The organism is Streptomyces bluensis, from assembly GCF_014650715.1.
In the GTDB taxonomy this organism is placed as follows: domain Bacteria; phylum Actinomycetota; class Actinomycetes; order Streptomycetales; family Streptomycetaceae; genus Streptomyces; species Streptomyces bluensis.
On record NZ_BMVM01000003.1, the window covers coordinates 396007 to 417584 of the forward strand.

At 71.9% G+C, this 21578-nt stretch carries 17 protein-coding genes; 4 read left to right on the plus strand and 13 right to left on the minus strand.

Annotated features, from left to right (window positions below; all coding sequences use genetic code 11):
• Entirely contained in the window at positions 1–528 is a 528-nt protein-coding gene (locus tag IE262_RS11820; protein ID WP_373305030.1) for an NUDIX hydrolase, read from the minus strand.
• 51 nt (positions 529–579) lie between these two features.
• On the opposite strand from IE262_RS11820, the gene IE262_RS11825 reads away from it, so the two are divergent.
• Positions 580–1503 (plus strand): bifunctional helix-turn-helix transcriptional regulator/GNAT family N-acetyltransferase, encoded by a 924-nt coding sequence (locus IE262_RS11825; RefSeq protein WP_189873388.1) that lies wholly within the window; start codon positions 580–582, stop codon positions 1501–1503.
• 83 nt (positions 1504–1586) lie between these two features.
• On the opposite strand, the gene IE262_RS11830 is transcribed toward IE262_RS11825, so the two are convergent.
• From IE262_RS11830 to IE262_RS11845, 4 genes are all read right to left on the minus strand, one after another.
• Positions 1587–2576: a malate dehydrogenase gene (locus IE262_RS11830; protein WP_189873390.1), complete on the minus strand. Its 990-nt coding sequence runs from the start codon at positions 2574–2576 to the stop codon at positions 1587–1589.
• A gap of 404 nt (positions 2577–2980) precedes the next feature.
• Positions 2981–4177 carry a helix-turn-helix domain-containing protein gene (locus IE262_RS11835; RefSeq protein WP_189873392.1) on the minus strand — a complete coding sequence of 399 codons (1197 nt, stop codon included), beginning with the start codon at positions 4175–4177 and terminating at the stop codon, positions 2981–2983.
• Positions 4178–4697: 520 nt separating this feature from the next.
• Positions 4698–5117, minus strand: a complete 420-nt coding sequence (locus IE262_RS40530; protein WP_134039667.1) for a DUF3017 domain-containing protein — start codon at positions 5115–5117, stop codon at positions 4698–4700.
• 220 nt (positions 5118–5337) lie between these two features.
• Positions 5338–6192 (minus strand): bifunctional methylenetetrahydrofolate dehydrogenase/methenyltetrahydrofolate cyclohydrolase, encoded by an 855-nt coding sequence (locus tag IE262_RS11845; RefSeq protein WP_134039556.1) that lies wholly within the window; start codon positions 6190–6192, stop codon positions 5338–5340.
• Between the two features lie 265 nt (positions 6193–6457).
• On the opposite strand from IE262_RS11845, the gene IE262_RS11850 reads away from it, so the two are divergent.
• Entirely contained in the window at positions 6458–7177 is a 720-nt protein-coding gene (locus IE262_RS11850; RefSeq protein ID WP_134039555.1) for an RDD family protein, read from the plus strand.
• A gap of 255 nt (positions 7178–7432) precedes the next feature.
• Here IE262_RS11850 and purH read toward each other — a convergent pair whose 3' ends face one another.
• On the minus strand, positions 7433–9025 hold the full coding sequence (gene purH / locus IE262_RS11855) for a bifunctional phosphoribosylaminoimidazolecarboxamide formyltransferase/IMP cyclohydrolase (protein ID WP_189873395.1): 1593 nt from the start codon (positions 9023–9025) through the stop codon (positions 7433–7435).
• Entirely contained in the window at positions 9022–9660 is a 639-nt protein-coding gene (purN, locus tag IE262_RS11860; RefSeq protein WP_189873397.1) for a phosphoribosylglycinamide formyltransferase, read from the minus strand. The genes purH and purN overlap by 4 nt, the downstream gene beginning before the upstream one ends.
• Before the next feature lie 410 nt (positions 9661–10070).
• Here purN and IE262_RS11865 point away from each other — a divergent pair, with 410 nt between their 5' ends.
• A complete protein-coding gene (locus tag IE262_RS11865; RefSeq protein ID WP_134039553.1) occupies positions 10071–10838 on the plus strand; it encodes a hypothetical protein in 768 nt (255 codons plus the stop codon).
• Positions 10839–10876: 38 nt separating this feature from the next.
• Here the strand turns inward: IE262_RS11865 and IE262_RS11870 are convergent, their stop codons facing one another.
• Entirely contained in the window at positions 10877–12586 is a 1710-nt protein-coding gene (locus IE262_RS11870; RefSeq protein WP_373305031.1) for a cell division protein PerM, read from the minus strand.
• Positions 12587–12684: 98 nt separating this feature from the next.
• Here IE262_RS11870 and IE262_RS11875 point away from each other — a divergent pair, with 98 nt between their 5' ends.
• Positions 12685–13689 (plus strand): SigE family RNA polymerase sigma factor, encoded by a 1005-nt coding sequence (locus IE262_RS11875; RefSeq protein ID WP_229877218.1) that lies wholly within the window; start codon positions 12685–12687, stop codon positions 13687–13689.
• Between the two features lie 89 nt (positions 13690–13778).
• Here IE262_RS11875 and sucD read toward each other — a convergent pair whose 3' ends face one another.
• The 5 genes from sucD to IE262_RS11900 all read right to left on the minus strand — a co-directional run bounded on the left by sucD (position 13779) and on the right by IE262_RS11900 (position 21471).
• Entirely contained in the window at positions 13779–14663 is an 885-nt protein-coding gene (gene sucD, locus IE262_RS11880; protein ID WP_189873399.1) for a succinate--CoA ligase subunit alpha, read from the minus strand.
• A gap of 21 nt (positions 14664–14684) precedes the next feature.
• Positions 14685–15866, minus strand: a complete 1182-nt coding sequence (gene sucC, locus IE262_RS11885) for an ADP-forming succinate--CoA ligase subunit beta (RefSeq protein WP_189873401.1) — start codon at positions 15864–15866, stop codon at positions 14685–14687.
• 708 nt (positions 15867–16574) lie between these two features.
• A complete protein-coding gene (locus tag IE262_RS11890; protein ID WP_189873403.1) occupies positions 16575–17492 on the minus strand; it encodes a hypothetical protein in 918 nt (305 codons plus the stop codon).
• Positions 17493–17810: 318 nt separating this feature from the next.
• Entirely contained in the window at positions 17811–19013 is a 1203-nt protein-coding gene (locus IE262_RS11895; protein ID WP_229877219.1) for a VWA domain-containing protein, read from the minus strand.
• Positions 19014–19032: 19 nt separating this feature from the next.
• On the minus strand, positions 19033–21471 hold the full coding sequence (locus tag IE262_RS11900; RefSeq protein ID WP_229877220.1) for a DUF5682 family protein: 2439 nt from the start codon (positions 21469–21471) through the stop codon (positions 19033–19035).
• Positions 21472–21578 lie beyond the last annotated feature (107 nt).

A 21578-nucleotide genomic window follows, 5' to 3' on the forward strand; every position in this document is an offset into this window, starting at 1 on the left:
TCACCGCACAGACGTGCCACACGAACTCCCCTTGTCCAGGTACCGCCGAAGCGCGCCCCTGCCGTCGCCCACGAACGGCCGGTGGCGGACCGCCGCCCGGAGTTCTCCTTCGGTGAGCCAGGCGTACCAGGAGATCTCCGCCGGGTCGGGGGTGACCGGCTCGGTGAGGACGGTTTCGTGGAGGCCGAGCCAGTAGGGGCTGATCTCTCCGTGACAGAGGTACTTGAACAGGAAGCGGGGTGCGGCGGAGACGGCCCCCAGTTCCTCGCCGAGTTCGCGGGCCGCCGCCTGTTCGTAGGTCTCACCGACGTCCACGGCGCCGCCTGTGAGCCAGTGGTACTGGCCCGGAAAGCGGGACACGTCGTTCGCGCGGCGGTGGACGAGGATGCGGCCTTCGGGATCGCGGCAGACAGTGGTCGATATGCGGTGCAGCCAGTGGCGCGAGATCGCCTCGGCCCGGTCGACGAGCCCCACCACGCGGTCCTGTTCATCCACCCGCTCGATCAGTTCGCCCCGAGGCATGGCCATGGCGGCACCCTACCGTCGACAGATCTCATTTCTTTGACTACGGTCAAAGAAATGAGGGCCAGCCATCCCACGACGGTGAACACATCGGCCGTGGCCACGGAGGACATCGCGAGTCTGCGGCGCTTCAACCGGTACTTCACGCGCCGGATCGGCGCGCTCGACGACCACTACCTCGGCCAGAACCGCCCCCTCGGCGAGGCGCGGCTCCTCTTCGAGATCGGGGAGGGCGGAGCCTCGCTGCGGGACCTGCGGGCGCGGCTCGGGCTGGACGCCGGGTATCTGAGCCGGATGGTGAAGGCGCTGGACGCGGAGGGTCTCGTACGGGTCCGCGTGCATCCCGGTGACAGCCGGCTGCGGATCGCCGAGCTCACGTCGGCCGGGCGGGTCGAGGTGGCGGAACAGAACCTTCGGGCCGACGCGTTGGCCGAAGGGTTGCTCAAGGGACTCACCCCCCGCCAGCGGGAGCAGCTGACCGGTGCCCTCGGGTGCGCACAGCGGCTGTTGCGGCTCGCCGCCATCCGGGTCGAGGTCGTCGACGGAGGGCACCCCGACGCCCGGGCCTGCCTCGACGCCTACGCCGCCGACATCGACGAACGGTTCCCCGAGGGCTACGACCCGGCCACCCTCGTCCAACCCGGCGAGGTGTCCGGGGAGTCGGGTGCGTTCCTGGTCGCGTACGAGGAGAGGCGGCCGGTGGCCTGCGGGGCGCTGACGCGGTTCGACGAGGCGGGCCGGGTCGCGGAGATCCGGCATGTGTGGGTGCACTCGGACGCCCGACGGCTGGGGCTCGCCCGGCGGCTGCTCGCGGAACTGGAGGGGCAGGCCGAGGAGCGCGGGTACGCCGTCGTACGCCTCGACACGCACGCCTCGCTGACCGAGGCTCAGTCCCTGTACCGGGCGTGCGGGTACACGGAGATCCCCCGCTACAACGACGACGCCTACGGGGCGTACTTCTTCGAGAAACGGCTCGGATAGACACCGCTCGGCGTGGACAGGCCCCGTCCCGGGCGGAACCGGGACGGGGCCTGTTTCGGTGTGGTGACGGATTCCTCCGACGCTCAGATGAGGCCGAGCGCGCGGACCGCCTCGCGCTCCTCCGCGAGCTCCTGGACGGAGGCGTCGATGCGGGCGCGGGAGAAGTCGTTGATCTCCAGGCCCTGGACGATCTCGTACGTGCCGTTCTGCACGGTGACCGGGAAGGAGGAGATGAGCCCCTCGGCCACACCGTACGAACCGTCCGACGGGATGCCCATGGAGACCCAGTCGCCCTCGGCGGTGCCGTTGACCCACGTGTGGATGTGGTCGATCGCGGCGTTGGCGGCGGAGGCGGCCGAGGAGGCGCCGCGGGCCTCGATGATGGCGGCGCCGCGCTTGGCGACGGTGGGGATGAAGTCCTCGGCGAGCCACTTCTCGTCGTTCACGACCTCGGCGGCGTTCTTGCCGGCGACCGTGGCGTGGAAGATGTCCGGGTACTGGGTGGCGGAGTGGTTGCCCCAGATCGTCAGCTTCTTGATCTCGGAGACGGGGACGCCGGTCTTCTTCGACAGCTGGGTCAGCGCGCGGTTGTGGTCGAGACGGGTCATCGCGGTGAAACGCTCGGCCGGTACGTCCGGAGCGGCGGCCTGGGCGATGAGGGCGTTGGTGTTGGCCGGGTTGCCGACGACGAGGACCTTGATGTCGTCCGCGGCGTGGTCGTTGATGGCCTTGCCCTGCGGCTTGAAGATGCCGCCGTTCGCCTCCAGGAGGTCACCGCGCTCCATGCCCTTGGTGCGCGGGCGGGCGCCGACGAGCAGGGCCACGTTCGTGCCGTCGAAGGCGACGTTCGGGTCGTCCGTGATGTCGATGCCCTGAAGGAGCGGGAAGGCGCAGTCGTCGAGCTCCATGGCGGTGCCCTCCGCGGCCTTCAGCGCGGGGGTGATCTCCAGCAGGCGCAGCTTGACCGGCACGTCCGCGCCGAGCAGCTGGCCGGAGGCGATGCGGAAGAGCAGGGCGTAACCGATCTGGCCGGCCGCGCCGGTGACGGTGACGTTCACGGGAGTGCGGGTCATGGCGTTCTCCGTATGACAGCTGGCGGTGGGGCGGTCCCTGCCCCGGGTGGGACGTACAGATGATCGATCTCTTGGCGTCAAGAGAGATCCACCGGTCAGGCTATCGCGCATCCGGGATCTCGTACGGTCCGGTGTGTGTGGCCCGTCCCACAGCGGCCCAACGGCGGCGAAGGGGGGCAACGAAGAGGCGGCCGCCGTCCGGGAGAGGGGGACGAAGCGGCCGCCTTGTGGGGGTGCCGGGCCGGGAGGGGGACTGGGTCTCCCGGACGGCCGGACTCCCGTGGGGGTACTGTCCGCATGCCCCGGCCGGCCGCGGGCATTCCCCTTGCCCCACGATTACTTTGAGTGGCGGGGTGTCACGTCCGGGCACCCCGCTCCACCCGGCGACCGCACCCCTGCCGCCCCTACTGCGTGCAGCCCTCCTGGCCCGCCGCAAGCGTCACGCACGCCGTCGCGTCACCCGCGTCCTTCACGGCGACCATCGGGGTGTACGCGGTGGTGTCGCCGACCGTCTCGACGGTGGCGGTCTGCTTCGTCCTGCCCACGCTCACCCGCACCTCGTCCCCCTGCGTGGCGGCGGTGATGCGCGCCCAGGCCGCGCCACAGGTCTCGCTGTAGCGGACCTCGACCTGGGTCGTGTCCACGGTGACGCTGTCGGTGGTCCGCACCAGCTCACCGCTGCACCCCATCGCCTCGGCGTCCTTGCCGGTGCAGCTGCCACCGCCGCACTTCACACCGGGCGGCAGATCGGGGTCGGGGCCGGCTGAGGTCGCGGGCGTGGACGGCTTGTCGTCGGCCGACTTCTCGTCGCCGCCGCCCGTGAGGAAGAAGGCCGCCGCGACCACCACACCCGCACCGACGACACCGGCCAGGAACATGGTCAGCCGCCGCTTCCCCCCTCCCCCGCCGGACGAACCGCCCCCGCCCGGCCGGGCGTCCTGCGGGGTCCCGGCCGGACCGAACCCACCGGACGTGCCGGAGCCGTGCGAGGGCCCGTACGGGTCCGAGGGTGAGGCGGCAACTCCCCAACCGCCGCCCCGGGAAGCCCCGCTCCCGGGCCCACCGCTCCCGGAAGCCGCACCGTACGAGCCCGCGGACGAGCCCGCGGATGAGCCTGCGATAGAAGGCGCGGAAGAGGGCGGGACCGTGGGGGCCACGCCCGCCGGGCCTGCCACACCCGGCGTCGCGGTCGCACTGCGGCCCGCCCTGCCGCTCTTGCCCTTGGCGGGCGGCGGATTCGTGCCGGGCTCCCCGAACTCCCCGAACTCCCCGAGCGCGGCGCGCGCCTGGGAGATACGGATGGCCTCCATGGTCATGTCGTGGCGCATCTCCGAGCGGCTCCAGGCCCGCTCGGCCAGCTCCCACATGGTCGTCAGGTGCACGGGATTGGTCCCGGTCACCTCGGCCAGCGCGACGATCGCACCCTTGGGCGCGAGGAGCCGGCCGTTCAGATAGCGCTCCCAGGACGTCTTGCTGTAACCCGTGCGGTCGGCCACTGCGGCAATGCTCAGCCCACTGCGGTCGACGAGTCGCCGCAGCTGGCCGGCGAACTCCTTGACCTGCGGATCGAGTTCATCGGGCAGATCCCTCCAACGAGGCATTGCTCCCCCCTCTTTCCCCCCGAACGTGCCTGATCTTTCCCCCGTACTGCTTCTCCCGCGCGTGGTGCCCTGGCCCGGTTCGTTACGTTCGTGGCGACGGCTCCGAACCACCCTGTGGGATGCGTCTGGTCAGGATGCCAGTTCCCGAAGTGGGGGCGCGCACGGGAGCATTCGGGCCACGGCATGCGCCGCCCCCCACCCCCCTGGTCCGCGGTCCAGTGTCCCACCGCCGTCCCCGTTCCCGGACCGCCCCAGGGCTACGACCGCCCCGCCGGACGGAGAAACCGTGGCGGAATGGTCACCTCCATGCCACAGCGGGCCGACAGCTGTTGAAGGCCGTGTTCGCCGTGCCCGAGCGTTGACCGCGACGGCGATCCGTCCTGACTCGGGGGAGAGGACGGGCCGCCGTCCTGTAGAACACCTGGTGAGCCGGACCGGCCCGCGCCGGTCCCGATGACAGCGGTGGCCCGTCCTCACCCCGAGGGGGAGTGGACGGGCCACCGCTGTGCGCGTTGCCGCGTCACCTGATCGTGAAGTGGAGGGTGTCGTCGAGGAACGGGATCTCCAGCCACGGGTTCGGCTGGGCCATCATCGCGAGCAGGACGATCCCGGCGCCGAGGAAGCCGTACGTGACCATGTCGGTGAACCGGGAACGCACGGCGAGCATGCCGACGTCGGGCAGGGCCCAGCGCAGGACGGCACCGCCGATCAGGGCGGCGCCGACCAGGATCGTGCCGAACCGGAACACGTCCAGCGCGGTCAGCAGCAGTCCGAGCCCGACGGCGGAGAGCACGGCGAGGATCGGCCACTGACGGGCCGGTGCCGGGGCGTCCCGGGGCGCCGCGCGGCCACCGCCTTCGGGGCGCGCGGTGTCACGGGTGAACCGGGGGAAGCGCCGGGTGGCCCGTCTCGGGACCCCGGTGGCGTCCGGCGCGCTGATCGCGTCCCGTACGGTCTGCTCCGCGCTCTCTTCCGGGTTCGCCGCCCCGCTCTTGTTCGGGTTCGTCTGCGCGTTCTTGTCCGGGTTCCTTTTCGGGTTCTTCTCCGCGTTGTTCTGCGCGTTGTTCTCCGGGGAGCCGGCGTCGTTCTCCGGCCCGGCCCCGGCAGTCTCGTCCTCGCGGGTCCTGTCCTTCACGGTGCCCTCCGGCTCGCTCGCCGTCTCAGCCGACACCGCGCTCCGCCGCCTCGACCACGTTCACCAGCAGCTGGGCGCGGGTCATCGGGCCCACACCGCCCGGGTTCGGCGAGATCCACCCGGCGACCTCGGCGACGCCCGGGTGGACATCGCCCACGATCTTGCCCTCGGCGGACCGCGAGACGCCGACGTCCAGGACGGCGGCACCCGGCTTCACGTCCTCCGGCCGGATCAGATGCGCGGAACCGGCGGCCGCGATGATGATGTCGGCCCGCTTCAGGTGCGCCGACAGGTCGCGCGTGCCGGTGTGGCACTGCGTCACGGTCGCGTTCTCGCTGCGCCGCGTCAGCAGCAGCGGCATCGGGCGCCCGATGGTGACGCCCCGGCCGACGACCACGACTTCGGCGCCCTTGATCTCGACACCGTAGCGGCGGAGCAGGGTGAGGACGCCGTTCGGGGTGCAGGGCAGCGGGGCGGGCTCGTTCAGCACCAGCCGGCCCAGGTTCATCGGGTGCAGGCCGTCCGCGTCCTTGTCCGGGTCCATCAGCTCCAGGATGCGGTTCTCGTCGATGCCCCTGGGCAGCGGCAGTTGGACGATGTAACCGGTGCACGCGGGATCCTCGTTCAGCTCCCGCACGACCGCCTCGATCTCCTCCTGCGTGGCGGTCGCGGGCAGTTCACGCTGGATGGAGGCGATCCCGACCTGCGCGCAGTCGCGGTGCTTGCCGGCGACGTACTTCTGGCTCCCGGGGTCGTCACCGACCAGGACCGTGCCGAGCCCGGGTGTGACCCCCTTCTCCTTCAGGGCCGCCACGCGGGTGGCCAGGTCGGACTTGATCGCGGCTGCGGTGGCCTTGCCATCGAGAATCTGGGCGGTCATGGGCCCCATCCTCGCCGATGACCTGCCCCCGGTTCCAATCCGGGCGCCCTAGACGCCACCGGGGTACCGGTCACCTCGTATCCGCCCATGATCAGTGATGTTGCACTTGCACAACACATAGCGAATGCCGCTGGACAAATAAGCCGGGCCTAAAGAACGATGAACGGCGCAGTGCCGCGGGCAGTGCCGGGGGGACGAACCGCATGAGATGAACCTTCCTCCGAACGTGCCGCGCGTCGTCCCCATCAACGGAGGAAACACCGCCATGAGTTTCGGCGACCCGAACAACCCGTACGGACCCCCGCAGGGCCAGCAGCCCGGCTACCCCCAGGCCCCGCAGCCCGGTTACGGCTACCCCCAGGGCGCTCCGCAGGGCGCTCCGCAGGGCGTGCCGCCGCAGCAGCCCGGGTACGGCTACCCGCAGGCCCCGCAGGGTGTGCCGCCGCAGCAGGGCTACGGCTACCCCCAGCAGCCGGGCTACCCGGGCGGGCCTGCCGCTCCCCGACCGGCCTCGATGGGCCGCCGCTTCGGTGCCCGTCTGATCGACGGCGTGGCCTTCGCGGTCATCTACTTCATCCTCGGCGCCATCGGCATCGGCGGTGCCGTCGGTGCGGCCCAGGACTGCGACCCGAACGCCGCCGACTACAGCACCTGCATCAACGACGCCAGTTCGAACTTCGCGGCCACGTTCGGCGCCGCGATCGGCATGCTCGCCATCGTCGGCCTGCTCTACGAGTGGCTGATGACCGGTCTGGTGGGCGCGACCCTGGGCAAGCTCGCCGTCGGCATCCGCGTCGTGAAGGTGGACACCGGCCAGAAGCCCGGCCTGGGCTCCTCGTTCATCCGCTGGATCATCCCGCAGGTCGGCAGCTTCGCCTGCGGTATCGGCGCGCTCCTGGTCTTCCTGTCCCCGTTCTGGGACAAGTCGGGCCGTCAGCAGGGCTGGCACGACAAGGCCGCGAGCACGATGGTCGTACAGAGCTGACGCGGGGCGCCTGACGACGTGGCGTTCGCGCCGTTCGCTCCTGGGGCCGTGCCTCTCCGCATCGAGGAGGGGCACGGCCCCGGTGCTGTCTGCAGCGCGAGGTCACGCCCGCGCTCATCGCCGCGACGCTGAAGGTGGAGAGCCGCGGCACCGTGGGCACGAAGCGGCCTCCGGCTCCCTCGGGGGAGGGCCGGAGGCCGCTTCGGTGTACGCGCTCGGTTCGTCCGCTCGGTCCGCTCGGTCCGCTCGGTCCGCTCAGTGGAAGAAGTGGCGGGTGCCCGTGAAGTACATCGTGATGCCCGCCTTCTGGGCGGCCTCGACGACCAGTTCGTCGCGGACGGAACCGCCGGGCTGCACGATGGCCTTGACGCCGGCGGCGCTCAGGACGTCGATGTTGTCCGGGAACGGGAAGAACGCGTCCGACGCGACGTACGAGCCCCGGGCGCGCTCGGCGCCGGCCCGCTCCACCGCCAGCTTGCAGGAGTCCACGCGGTTGACCTGCCCCATGCCGACGCCCACCGAGGCGCCGTCCTTGGCGAGCAGGATCGCGTTGGACTTGACGGCCCGGCACGCCTTCCAGGCGAAGGCGAGCTGCTGGAGCTCCTCGCCGGTGAGCGCCTCGCCGGTCGCCAGGGTCCAGTGCGCGGGGTCGTCCCCCTCGGCCTGGAGACGGTCGGTGACCTGGAGCAGCGCGCCGCCGTCGACGGGCTTGAGCTCGACGGAGGCCGCCGGGGCGTCCGGCGCCTTCAGCACCCGGATGTTCTTCTTCCTGGTGAGGGCCTCCAGCGCGCCGTCCTCGTAGTCGGGCGCCACGATGACCTCGGTGAAGATCTCCGCGACCTGCTCGGCCATCTCCTTGCTGACCGGCCGGTTGACGGCGATGACCCCGCCGAACGCCGACAGCGGGTCACAGGCGTGCGCCTTGCGGTGCGCCTCGGCGACGTCCGCGCCGATCGCGATGCCGCAGGGGTTGGCGTGCTTGATGATGGCGACGCAGGGCTCGGTGTGGTCGTACGCGGCACGGCGGGCGGCGTCCGTGTCCGTGTAGTTGTTGTACGACATCTCCTTGCCGTGGAGCTGCTCGGCCTCGGCGAGGCCGCCAGTGCCGCTGGTGTAGAGGGCGGCGGGCTGGTGCGGGTTCTCGCCGTAGCGCAGGGTGTGCGCGCGCTCCCAGGTGGCGCCCAGGAAGTCGGGGAACCCGCTGTCGTCGGCCGGCGCGTACGAGGAGGCGAACCAGGAGGCGACGGCCACGTCGTACGCGGCGGTGTGCTGGAAGGCCTCCGCGGCGAGCCGCTTGCGGGCGGCGAGGTCGAAGCCGCCGTCCTTGAGAGCGGCCAGGACGTCGGCGTACCGGGCCGGGCTGGTGACGACGGCGACGGACGGGTGGTTCTTGGCGGCGGCCCGCACCATGGAGGGCCCGCCGATGTCGATCTGCTCGACGCACTCGTCGGGGGTGGCCCCCGAGGCGACGGTCTCGCGGAACGGGTAGAGGTTCACCACGACGAGGTCGAACGGCTCGACCCCGAGCTCGGCGAGCTGCCGCTGGTGGTCGTCGAGGCGCAAGTCGGCGAGGATGCCGGCGTGGACCTTGGGGTGGAGGGTCTTGACCCGGCCGTCCAGGCACTCGGGGAAGCCGGTGAGCTCCTCGACCTTGGTGACGGGGACGCCGGCGTCGGCGATACGGCCGGCGGTGGATCCGGTGGAAACGATCTCGACCCCGGCCTCGTGCAGCCCGCGCGCGAGCTCGCCGAGCCCGGTCTTGTCGTAGACGCTGACGAGCGCACGACGGATGACGCGCTTGGCGCCGCTCCCGGCCGTCGTTGTGCTCTCGGTGCTCTCGGCGGTCACTGGATAACTACCTTTCGTCCCTCAATGCGATAGCCGTTGCGGGCGATCCGCCCCACGACATCGACGAGCAGCCTTCGCTCGACATCCTTGATGCGCTCGTGCAGAGCGCCCTCGTCGTCCTCGTCCCGGACCTCCACCACGCCCTGAGCGATGATCGGTCCGGTGTCGACGCCGTCGTCGACGAAGTGGACGGTGCATCCGGTGACCCTGACGCCGTACGCGAGCGCGTCGCGGACGCCGTGGGCTCCCGGGAAACTGGGCAGCAGAGCGGGGTGGGTGTTGACGAACCGCCCGCCGAACCGCGCCAGGAACTCCTTCCCCACGATCTTCATGAACCCCGCGGACACCACGAGATCGGGCTGGTGGGCGGCGACGGCGTCGGCAAGGGCCGCGTCCCACTCCTCGCGGGAGGCGTAGTCCTTCACCCGGCACACGAAGGTCGGCAGACCGGCGCGCTCGGCACGGGCGAGCCCCTCGATGCCGTCGCGGTCGGCGCCGACGGCCACGATCTCGGCGCCGTAGGTCTCGACACCCACCTCGTCGATGGCATCCAGCAGCGCCTGCAGATTGGTCCCGGAACCGGAAACCAGGACGACAAGACGCCTGGCCGCGGACTTGACCACGGACTCGGCCACGGCGGGGCCCTTTCTCGGGGGGTCTTTTGTACGGTCGTACGAATGCTTCGCGCCCCCTGATACGGGGAAGTGTACGAAGCGGTCGACCGCCAGCAACGATACCGGCACACCGGACGGCCCCCACGGGACGGGGGCGTGGCCGGAAGGTACCGTCAGGGAAGCATCCGACCGGGGAACACAGCCCAGCCAGGGCCCATCAGAAGGGCCCCAGGGGAACGCCTTGCCCGCCTGGGACGTTGACCAAGGGACGGATGCGACCGCTCCAGCGGCACCGAAGTGGGGCCGCAGCACCGATTCCAGAAGCCCAGACCACAGAACTCATCCCACCGAGCTCATAGAACTCATAGAGCCCTTACAGCTCATACAGCTCGTACCAAGAGAACTTATTACAAGGGGAAGACGCACACCTGATGCCGGACCGCAGTCTCCGACTTCCGCCGCTCCTGCTGCGCGAGCGGCGTTCTTCGCCCACCCCGCCGGGGGAGAGCAAGGACGCACCCGAACGCGGTCAGGACGCCACCGGGGGGCGTGGGGCCCAGGCCCCGGCCGACGACAACCCCTTCGCGCCGCCCCCGGAGGGGACGCCCGACCGCCCGTGGCGGCCGCGCCGCCCCGCGCACGGAAAGGGAGGGGACGACGAAGGGAACGCCCCTTGGGGCAGCCAGTGGAGCGACCGCCAGCCCGGCCGCTCGACCGGCGGCGGCTTCGGCGAGCGGCCCCGGCCCTCCGGTGGCGGACAGGGCGGCCCCGAGGGCGGCGGGCCGGGCGGTAGCCTGCGCTGGGACCCCACGGACCCGGCCCAGCGCCGTGCGCGCTATGCCCTGCTCGCCGGCATGTGGGCGTTCTTCTTCTCCCTCTTCAGCTGGCCGTACATGGCACTGCTGCTCGGTGCGCTGTCCCTCTACTGGGGCGTCAGCGCCCTGCGTGCCAAGCCCCGCCGCCCCGACCCCGGCGCTCCGGCCTCCGACCCGGCCCCCGCGCGCCCGCAGACCACGGCGGCGATCAGCGGCCTGGTGACCGCCTCACTGGCCCTGATCATGGTGGCCGCCACCTTCAGCGCCCAGCTGGTCTACCGCGACTACTACACGTGCACCAACGACGCCCTCACCACCGTCTCGAAGAAGTCCTGCGAGAAGCTCCTCCCGGAGGAACTCCGCGGCGTACTGGGCACCCCCTGAGTTCGGGCCGGGCGATCCACCGCTGACAGCACGGGCGCTCAGGGGCGGATGCGGTCGGGGCGGATGCGGTCGGGCGAGTCCTCGGCGGACGTGGCCCTGCGGAGCGCCGCCCAGCGGGTTTCGCGGGAGGTGTCGTCGTGCCAGGGGGAGCCCGTGGGGTCGAGGGGGACGAAGTCGTAGGGCTCGACGCCCGGGTCGGAGCGAGCCGTCTTGCGCGATGACGGGGAGCCGGGTTTCGCGACTCGGGTGGGCCGGTCGCGGCGCCGCGGCACGCGCCGTCCGGAACGCGACACCCGACGCCCCTCTTCGTGCGGTCGTCGAGCCCCGTGCGCACGGTCGACGTGGCGGCGCCCCTTCTTGTCCGGGCCCGGGGCCCCCTTCTTCTCCGAGTCCGGAGTCCCGCGTACCCCCAGCGCCACCGGCACCCCCACCGCCACCGTCCACGCCACCACCGCACCACCCACCTGCCACCACACCGGCCCGACATGGGCCAGCGCGGCGTTGCCGAGGCGGCCGGACGACAGGGCGGTGAGGGCGGCGAGGAGCAGACCGCACAGGACGGACGCGAGGACCGTCGTGGCGCAGGTCCGGCCACGGGACCAGGGCGCTCCCCGGTCGGCACGGGCCGCCGCCCCCGCACACCAGCCGAGGGTCACCCCCGCGGCCAGCGGCACCGCACCGGCCGCCCACTCGACCGGCGCACCACCGCCCGGTACCGCGGCCAGGAGGGGGAAAGGCGGCAGGAGAGGGTCGGGCGGGGTCGTGGACAGCGGTGCCGTCACCTGCGCCGCTCCCAGCGAGAAACCGGGCCCGAGGGCGTAGGCCGCCGCCCACACCGCCGCGTTCGGCAGAAGCGCCAGACACAGCAGCAGTACGGCGCAGCGCCCCGACCACACGTCCGTCAACTGCAGCAAGGCGTCCCGCGCCGCGCCGCCGTGCCACGCCAGTGACACCACGACCAGGATCCCGCCCCCTCCGACCAGCACCGCCGCCCCCGCCCCCGCGGCCCGCCCGGCGGTCATGAGGCGTGCACGCGTCCCGGGCCTCAGGCCCCCACCGAGCCACGCGGGCGGCGGACCGCCCGGACGGCCGGACGCCGACCACACCCCCGCGCCCGCCACGGCCCCCGCGAGCAGCGGCACACACACGAGGGCCCACACCCAGGAGGGCCGGAGTGCGCCACTGGAGGCGTACGCCGCGGCTGCCCCGCCGACGGCCGCGTAGCCGAGCACGACGCCCGCCCACGCCGCACCGATCGACCCTGCCCCACGGATCGACCCTGCCCCACGGGTCGGCCCTCCCGCACGGGGTGCGGCCTCGGCATCGTCCACCGCGTCCCGCGCCGCCCGCCGCACGAGCCCCATCGGGAGCGCGAGGAGCAGCAGCGGAGTGACGCCGACCGGCGCGGGTACTCCGGAGAGCGTCTCGGTGCGGACGAGTTCGACGCCGTGGGCCAGCAGCCACAGCGCCGCCGCCACGTGCAGCGCACCGCCCGGCCCGCTGTCGGGGTACGGCGAACTGATCCACAGCGCCATCACCAGCACGGCGAACGCCCCTAGCCCGAGCCCCGCCGCGAAGGCTCCTCCCAGCAGTCCCGCGCCCAGCCCGGACGGCCGCCTCCGCAGCCGGCCACCTGGGAGACCGGTCCACCGGCCGGACGGCCGGTCCGGCGGAGGCGGTAGTGGAGGAGACGGCGGTGAGTTCCGTACCGGGTGGGCGGGGTGGGAGGAGTCGCTCAGGTGCGTCACGGCCCCATGCTGCCAACGACACGCGCTTGGGCCGCGTAACGGGAGAATCATGGATGTGTCGCTCAATATACGTTTATGTGCTTTTCAGTACGGGGGGCATGCCCGTGACACAGAGCCCCGGAGCCTCGTCCACCCAGGCGATCGAGCCCTCGACCCGCGCAAGCGAGCCGTCGAACGAGGATGCCGAGCCCTCGCTCCCGGCCGCCGAGTGGTACGAACTGACACCCATCGAGGCAGCCGAACCCGCGCCCCCGTCGGGCCCCCTGACGCCCGCTCAGGCGTTCGACGCCCTCTATGCGTTCTGCGCCCCCACCCTCGTACGGCAGACGTACCTGCTCACCGGACGGCGCGCACTGGCCCGCGAATCGGTGGAGCGCGCCTTCCAGCTCGCCTGGCAGTGCTGGCCCGAGGTGGCCGTCGACCGGGACCCCACGGGCTGGGTACGGGCCGCGGCACACGAGTACGCGCTCTCCCCCTGGCACCGGCTCCGCCCCCGCCTCTGGCGCACCGACACCTGGCGCACCCCCACGCTCTCCGCCTCACCCGACCAGACGGGCACCGCCCTCACCGACCGCGCCCTCATCCACGTACTCCTGAAGCTGCCGCCCCCGTACCGGCGTGCGGTGCTGCTGTACGACGGTCTGGGCCTGGACCTGCCCGACACGGCCGCCGAGAGCGAGGCGAGCACCCCCGCGACGGCGGGCCGTCTGCTGTACGCACGAGAGGCGCTCGCCGCGCGTCTGCCGGAGCTGGCGGACACCGAGGAGTTGCACCGTCGGCTCGCCGATGCCGCGAACGGGGAGGGTCCGTGGATCGTCAGGCCGTGTTCCCCGGCCGCCGCGCGCCTGCGCGGCGAACGCCGGGCCCGCCGCTGGGTCCACGCGGCCACCGCCTTCGCGGCCCTCCTCCTCAGCACGACCGCCGTCGCCGTACGCACCGCCCCCGACCACTACGAGCCCCCGGTGGCCCCGGGTGCGCCGATCCGGGGCCTCCCGCCGAAGGGAGCCATGGGTCCGCTCTCCCAGGACCAGCTGGATCTCCGGGCCAAACTGAGATCGGCCACGGGAGGCGGCCCGCAGAGGCTGGCCCCGGAGAGCAGGTGACGGATCGGCCCGGCACGCGCCGGGGAAACGCCGGTGGGCCCGTACCCCCGAGGGATACGGGCCCACCTGACGCGCTTCGGGCCGAGGCGTCAGCCGGCGAGGATCTCCCGCGCGAGCTTGGCCGTCTCGGTCGGGGTCTTGCCGACCTTGACGCCCGCGGCCTCCAGGGCCTCCTTCTTCGCCTGGGCGGTGCCCGACGAACCGGAGACGATGGCGCCCGCGTGACCCATGGTCTTGCCCTCGGGAGCGGTGAAGCCGGCGACGTAGCCGACGACCGGCTTGGTCACGTTGGCCTTGATGAAGTCGGCCGCGCGCTCCTCGGCGTCGCCACCGATCTCACCGATCATCACGATCAGGTCGGTGTCGGGGTCGTCCTGGAACGCGGCCAGGGCGTCGATGTGGGTGGTGCCGATGATCGGGTCACCGCCGATGCCGACGCAGGAGCTGAAGCCGATGTCGCGGAGCTCGTACATCATCTGGTACGTCAGCGTGCCCGACTTCGAGACCAGGCCGATGCGGCCCGGCTTGGTGATGTCGGCCGGGATGATGCCGGCGTTCGACTGACCCGGGGTGATCAGGCCGGGGCAGTTCGGGCCGATGATGCGGGTCTTGTTGCCCTTGGCCTGGGCGTGCGCCCAGAAGCCGGCCGTGTCGTGGACCGCGATGCCCTCGGTGATGACGACCGCGAGCGGGATCTCGGCGTCGATGGCCTCGACGACGGCGTCCTTGGTGAACTTCTCCGGGACGAAGATGACCGTGACGTCGGCGCCGGTCTTCTCGATCGCGTCGGCGACCGAGCCGAAGACCGGGATCTCCGTGCCGTCGAAGTCGACGACCTGGCCCGCCTTGCGCGGGTTCACGCCACCGACGATGTTCGTGCCGGAGGCCAGCATGCGCTTGGTGTGCTTCTGGCCCTCGGAGCCGGTCATGCCCTGGACGATGACCTTGGATTCCTTGGTGAGGAAGATAGCCATGGTGTTCTGTGACCTCGTCCCTTACTTCGCGGCAGCAGCCAGCTCGGCGGCCTTGTCGGCCGCGCCGTCCATGGTGTCCACCTGCTGCACGAGCGGGTGGTTGGCGTCGTTGAGGATCTTGCGGCCCAGCTCGGCGTTGTTGCCGTCGAGGCGCACGACCAGCGGCTTGGTGACCTCTTCGCCCTTGCTCGCGAGGAGCTCCAGGGCCTGCACGATGCCGTTGGCGACGGCGTCGCAGGCGGTGATGCCACCGAAGACGTTCACGAAGACGGACCGGACGTCCGGGTCGCCCAGGATGATCTCCAGGCCGTTCGCCATGACCTCGGCGGAGGCGCCGCCGCCGATGTCGAGGAAGTTGGCCGGCTTGACGCCCTGGTGGGCCTCACCGGCGTACGCGACCACGTCGAGGGTGGACATGACCAGACCGGCACCGTTGCCGATGATGCCGACCTCGCCGTCGAGCTTCACGTAGTTCAGGCCCTTGGCCTTGGCCGCGGCCTCCAGCGGGTTGGCCGCCGCCTTGTCCTCGAACTCCTCGAACTCCGGGTGACGGAACTCGGCGTTCGCGTCCAGGGAGACCTTGCCGTCGAGGGCGAGGACGTCACCGGAGGCGACCTTGGCGAGCGGGTTGACCTCGACCAGGAGGGCGTCCTCCTTGACGAAGACGTCCCACAGGGTGACCAGGACATCGGCGACCTGGTCGGCGACCTCGGCCGGGAACTGCGCCGCGGCCACGATCTCCTGGGCCTTCTCCTTGGAGACGCCGGTGTTGGAGTCGACCGGGATCTTGGCGAGCTTCTCGGGGGTCGTCGCGGCGACCTCCTCGATGTCCATGCCGCCGGCGACGGAGGCCATGGCCAGGAAGGTACGGTTCGTGCGGTCGAGGAGGTAGGAGACGTAGTACTCCTCGACGATCTCCGGAGCCGTCTCGGCGATCATGACCTTGTGGACCGTGTGGCCCTTGATGTCCATGCCGAGGATGTCCGTCGCGCGGGCGACGGCCTCGTCCGGGGTGGCGGCCAGCTTGACGCCGCCGGCCTTGCCACGACCACCGACCTTCACCTGCGCCTTGACGACCGACTTGCCGCCCAGCCGCTCGGTGATCTCGCGCGCCCCCTCAGGCGTGTCGATGACTTCACCGGCCAGCACCGGTACACCGTGCTTGGCGAAGAGGTCCCTCGCCTGGTACTCGAACAGGTCCACGCGCTTCCGTCCCTATCAGTGATCTAGCGGTTCGTTGGATGCGTGGGCGTGCCGCGAAGGGCAACGTGACGTCCGCATGAGTCACAGGGGAAGCGCACACGGTGTCCGAGCGCGCGGCATGTCCGTCTCGCAGGTTATCTCTGCTTCCGGGGGGCCTCTAAATTCCGGGTCACACCTGAGCGGTGATACCTGTCACATGATGCCGCCCTCACTGGCACGGCGTGCCGCATGTGCGGGGCCTCACCGGGCTGGGGTTGACCCGGTGAGGCCCCTGGAAGGCCCTCCCATGGCTGTGAAGGGCCCGGGGCGGGTGGTCCCCACCCCCATGGGGACCACTCACGCCATCCGCCGGGATTCGCTCGGACACGGCCGACGGCTTCGGCCGCCTGCGGCACGGCCGATGGCTTCGGCCGCCCGGATGCCTCCCGGTGGAGCTGGTTTGCTCGTCTACGCCGGCCCGTCCGCGTCCCTGCCCGCGTTCCCGACCGCCTGCCCGGCGACGAGCGGGCGCCGCCCACGGCGTGGCCCGCGGGGAGACGGTGGCTCCGTCGTGGTGCGGGGTCGGCGTTGTCGACGCGGTCCGGCTCCGGCGGCGTCTGTCGAGGAATGTCGAGGGAGCCGAGGGATCGGAAGAGTGCCCGGACGGCGGGCAGACCTGCCCCGCTCCTCGCGTCCTCGCGCTACAGGGCCTGGCGGGAACGGGCCGCGCTAGCCGGGAAACTCGGGTATGTCCCGGTTCCTGTCCCGGGTTCCGTCCACGGCGACGACCGCGGTGACGCCACGCAGGCGGCTCAGCGGCGCCCGGTGGTCGAGGGTGACGGCGTGCGGCTCACCGTGCCGCGCCCCGCCGTGGTCGACGGCGGAGTGCCGGCCGAGCACACCGGCCTCGTCGCCCGGCGCCTGCTGCGGGGGCGTCCGTACGGTGTCCGCGCCCTGGGCGACGCGGACGCCGGACACGTCGGACTCGGCGCCATGGGCGAATCGCGGTCCGTACACGGCCCCCGCCCGTGCGGCCGACCGCGCCTCGGAACCGTCACCGCGCTCGGCGGCGCCGGGCTGCTCGGGCGCCGCACCGCCGGGCTGCTGGGGTGCCGCACCGATCGGCAGGATGTCCGCGGGTATCCCTGGCAGTCCTGGCAGTCCGGGGAGCTCGGGGAGCTCTGGCAGCTCGGGCAGTGACGGCGCCTCGGGGTGACCGGGCAGCGACGGCACCTCGGGCTGACCGGGCAGCGACGGCATGCCCGGCAGCGGCGGGAACTGCGAGGGTTCGTCCGCCAGACCGCCGGTCACCGTCTGGACGAGATCACCGACGGGCCGCACGACCGGTTCGGTGACCGGCCTCCGAGGGTCGGTGCTGTCCTCCACGCTCTTTGCCGCGCTCTTCGCCGTGCCGGCCACGGGAGCGGCATGCATCGCGGACCGAACGGACTCGGGCGTTGTGCTCACCGCGACCGTCCCCGCCTCCGGCGATGCCCCGCCCGCCGCGTGTGCCGGCTGCCCGCAGAGGAACCCCAGCACGAACAGCCCGCCCACCAACAGCACGACCTGCAGCACACGCCGCCCGGCCGCCCCGCGCGTCACGCGCAGAACGGCACCGGCACCGGTCAGTGCGGCTGACGGAGTCACAACGGGGAGAGCCCTCCCAGGAAGCGGAACGACGGCGTACGACACGCTGGGTGCGGTGGACTGGAGACCCTGCGGTACGAGGCGGTGCGCGCGCCGGACATCCGGCGAACTGTTCGAGGCGTGCGAACAAGTGCTGCCGATCCTCGCACGGGCCTCCCGAGGTTGCGCAAGCCCCTCGTTACCGATGGGCGATCATGCCCTCTTTCTCGGCTTTCTCAGTTTTCTCGGCTTTCTTAGCTTTATTGGCTTTCTTAGCTTTCTCGATTTTCTCCGTCATCCTTACTTCTCCTCACGGCTCTCCAGGTCCGTCCCGTCACGTCACGCCGTATCAGGAACCGGCAGGGGCCGCTTCTCGATGGCCGCCGCCATGACCTCGGGGAAGAGGTCCGGCGTGCAGGCGAACGCCGGTGCGCCGAGGGCCGCGAGCGCCGCCGCGTGCTCCCGGTCGTACGCGGGCGCCCCTTCGTCGGAGAGCGCGAGCAGCGTCACGAACTGCACGCCCGACGCCTTCATCGCCGACACCCGCTTCAGCATCTCGTTCCGTATTCCGCCCTCGTACAAGTCGCTGATCAGTACGACCACCGTTTCCGCGGGCCGGGATATCTGCGACTGGCAGTACGCCAGCGCTCTGTTGATGTCCGTGCCACCGCCGAGCTGGGTGCCGAACAGGACGTCGACCGGGTCGTCCAGCTGGTCGGTGAGGTCGACGACGGCCGTGTCGAACACGACGAGCCGGGTGCTGATGGACCGCATGGAGGCCAGCACGGCCCCGAACACCGACGCGTAGACGACGGATGCCGCCATCGAGCCCGACTGGTCGATACAGAGGATGACCTCCTTCTTCACCGACTGCGAGGCCCTCCCGTACCCGATGAGCCGCTCGGGCACCACCGTCCGGTACTCCGGCAGGTAGTTCTTCAGGTTGGCCGCGATCGTGCGGTTCCAGTCGATGTCGTGGTGACGGGGGCGGCTGACGCGGGCACTGCGGTCGAGGGCGCCGGTGAGGGTGGCCCGCGTACGGGTGGCGAGCCGCTTCTCCAGGTCCTCGACGACCTTGCGCACCACGGCCCGTGCGGTCTCCTTGGTCGTCTCGGGCATCGCCTTGTTGAGGGAGAGCAATGTGCCGACGAGGTGCACGTCGGCCTCCACCGCCTGGAGCATCTCCGGCTCCAGCAGCAGCGTGGACAGCCCGAGCCGGTCGATGGCGTCCCGCTGCATGACCTGCACGACGGACGAGGGGAAATACGTCCGGATGTCCCCGAGCCAGCGCGCCACGGACGGCGCCGACGCCCCGAGCCCGGCGGAACGCTCGCGTCCCGACTGTGGTTTGTCGCCCTTCCCGTAGAGAGCGGTGAGCGCACCGTCCATGGCCGCGTCCCGCCCGGAGAGCGCGCACCCCGTTCCGTCGGCCGCGTCACCGCCCAGCACGAGCCGCCACCGCCGCAGCCGCTCATGGCCGTCGGCCGGCTGCTCCGTCACCGCTGTCCCGCTCGCCGCAGGCGCATCCGTATCCGTACTCATCGGCCCACCCCCACAAGACTCATTGGCCCACCGCCACAAGGTCGTTGATGCCCGACGTGATGCCGGTGCCGTCGCTCGTATCCGCCTCCGCCTCCGCCTCGTCCAGCCCCAGCAGCAGACGCAGCACCGGCAGCACGGCGTCCGCCCGACCGGTGTCGAGCTCGGTGGCGAAGCCCGGTATCCCGGAACCGTCGGCCGCGGCCCCCGTCCGTGCTCCTGGTCCGCGCCGGACCAGTTCGCCGAGGGTCCGCCGCACCCCGGGCTCGTACGCCGAGAACGTCCGCCGCAGCAAGGGCAGTACGTCGGTGAACGCCTCCTGCGGCACTCCGGTCAGCCATGCGTCCACCAGCCCGAGCAGCCGCTCGTCGTGTACCAGCAGCATGCCGCCGCCGGCCCCGCCCCCGACGAACCCCTCGATCCACGCGGCGGCGTCCGCCGGCGCGGTCCCCGGCGACAGCACCAGCGCCATGAGCCGCGCGGCGTCGCCCTGCGCCAGCTCCCCGTCGTCCAGGAGGAGCCGTACGGCCCGGCCTCGGATGACGCCGGGAACGGTGTCGCGTCCGCAGAGGACGTGCAGCACGGAGTGCCAGCGGGCCCGCAGGTCGCCGTGCGCCCGCGAAGCGGTCTCGCCCAGGAGCGCCACCGCGCCGTGCACCGCGTCCACATGGCGGCGCATCTCCTCCGCCGCCTCCGCGTCGAGCGCGGCGCATGCGGGCGGGAGGCCCACGAAGACACGCTCGGCGAGTCCGGCCGCGACCTCGGCGAGAGCGTGCGTGTCCGTGGCGCGGACGTCGCCGTACCGGAGGGAACGGACCAGGGCGGGGAGCGCCTGGGCGAGGTGACCGACGTCCGCGTCCAATGCGGCACGGTCGGCGAGGGCCCGCATCACCACAGGGAGGGCGTCCGGGAGTTCGGCAAGGAGGCAGCGCTCGGCGAGCCCGGTGACGTCGGCGAGCGACTGCGCGGCCACGGCGTCTGCTTCGGCCTTGGCGGTCGCGGCCGAGAGTACCGTCGTCCCCCACACCCCGGCCTCGGCCACCCGCACCGACAACTCGGGCTCCCAGCACAGCCGCCAGGTCTCCCGGAACGTGCCCGTACTGCCGCGCGAGGCCGCGGGCTCTCCCCACTCGATGCGCAGCAGCCTCAGCCGGTGGAGGAGAAGGCTGCGCGCGGCGTCGTTCTCCTTGCGCAGGTCGAGCTCCAACTCCCGCTCCAGCGCCTCCGGCTTGAGCCGCAGCTTCCGCTGGATCCGCACGAGGTCACGCTGCAACGGCACCGCCGGCGCCGCCGCGGGCACCTCCCCCAGTACGTCCCCGACGACGAGCCGGTCGTGCACCAGGTCCAGCGGCACGTCCGAGCCCTCGCACATCACCGCCCGCACGGCGTCGGTGGTCTCGGTGAGGCCCGGCAGCGGGCGCCCACGCATCGCCGCCAGCGTCTGGGCGAGCCGCACCGCCTCGATGACGTGCGCCGACGAGACGATCCGGTCCTCCTCGCGCAACAGCCCGGCCACCTTGGTCATCCACCGCTCGACGGGGCGGTCGGGCGCGCCGAACAGGTGCCCGTACCAGCCCGGCGAGTCGATGCCCGCGCCGTACCCGCTGACCCGGGACAGCCTCCGGTGCGTCCACGGCACCCACGTCATGTCGGCCTTGACCTTGAGCAGCCCTTTCAGCAGCGCCCGGTCGGCGGCGACGGTGTGCTTCTCCCGCAGCGCGGGCACGTGCCACGCACCGCACACCACGGCGACCCCGTCCCCCGCCTCCTTCTGCGCGGCCCTCATCTGGAGCCGCATGTACGCCTCCCGCACCAGGTCCCGGTCATGACCACCGGTCCCGTACGATTCCCGCAGCGCCCCCATGGCCTCGGCGAGCACCGCGAACGGCGCGAACACGTCCCCACCCGTGCCCCTGTGCTCGACGACGTCCTCCCACCACCGCTCCGGGTCGTCGTACCCCGCGGCTTCGGCGAGAGCGGCGAGGGGGTCCACGCGGAGGGCTTCCGCGGGCGTGACGGTCTCGGTGGTGTCGGTGGTCTCAGTGGACTCTGTGGTGGTCTCGGTCGGCTCGGTCGGCTCCGAGGGTTCTTCCTTGCCCCACGCCAGCGTGTGGGTCGCCGGGAGGTCGATGAAGCGGGCCGGGACCTGGTGCTCCAGCGCCCAGCGGATGGCGACCCATTCCGGGGAGAACTCGGCCAGCGGCCAGAAGGCCGACCGGCCGGGCTCGTCCACCGCGTGGGCGAGGAGGGCGACCGGTGGTCGCATGTCCTCGTGGGCGGCGAGCGGGATCAGGGCGTCCGCCTCCGGCGGCCCCTCGATGAGGACGACCTGTGGGCGCGCCGCCTCCAGGGCCGCACGCACCGCCCGTGCCGACCCCGGACCGTGGTGTCGGACACCGAGCAGCAGCGGCCCGTCACGGTGCGCCCGCTCTCGCGACGGTGCCCCTTTGACGCCGGTCACACGCTCCCCCTGAATCCGCGGCCGTCGTCCGGGCAGAATTCCCGGCCGGAGTCGCCCGAACCGGTCCCATCGCCTCCGGAGCCGGAGCCGGGGCGGGGGCGGAGGCG

Coding starts and splice junctions, on each gene's coding strand:
- IE262_RS11820 (WP_373305030.1), bottom strand. CDS start 528: ATGGCCATGCCTCGGGGCGAACTGATCGAGCGGGTGGATGAACAGGAC.
- IE262_RS11825 (WP_189873388.1), top strand. CDS start 580: ATGAGGGCCAGCCATCCCACGACGGTGAACACATCGGCCGTGGCCACG.
- IE262_RS11830 (WP_189873390.1), bottom strand. CDS start 2,576: ATGACCCGCACTCCCGTGAACGTCACCGTCACCGGCGCGGCCGGCCAG.
- IE262_RS11835 (WP_189873392.1), bottom strand. CDS start 4,177: ATGCCTCGTTGGAGGGATCTGCCCGATGAACTCGATCCGCAGGTCAAG.
- IE262_RS11845 (WP_134039556.1), bottom strand. CDS start 6,192: ATGACCGCCCAGATTCTCGATGGCAAGGCCACCGCAGCCGCGATCAAG.
- IE262_RS11850 (WP_134039555.1), top strand. CDS start 6,458: ATGAGTTTCGGCGACCCGAACAACCCGTACGGACCCCCGCAGGGCCAG.
- IE262_RS11865 (WP_134039553.1), top strand. CDS start 10,071: ATGCCGGACCGCAGTCTCCGACTTCCGCCGCTCCTGCTGCGCGAGCGG.
- IE262_RS11875 (WP_229877218.1), top strand. CDS start 12,685: ATGCCCGTGACACAGAGCCCCGGAGCCTCGTCCACCCAGGCGATCGAG.
- sucD (WP_189873399.1), bottom strand. CDS start 14,663: ATGGCTATCTTCCTCACCAAGGAATCCAAGGTCATCGTCCAGGGCATG.
- IE262_RS11895 (WP_229877219.1), bottom strand. CDS start 19,013: ATGAGTACGGATACGGATGCGCCTGCGGCGAGCGGGACAGCGGTGACG.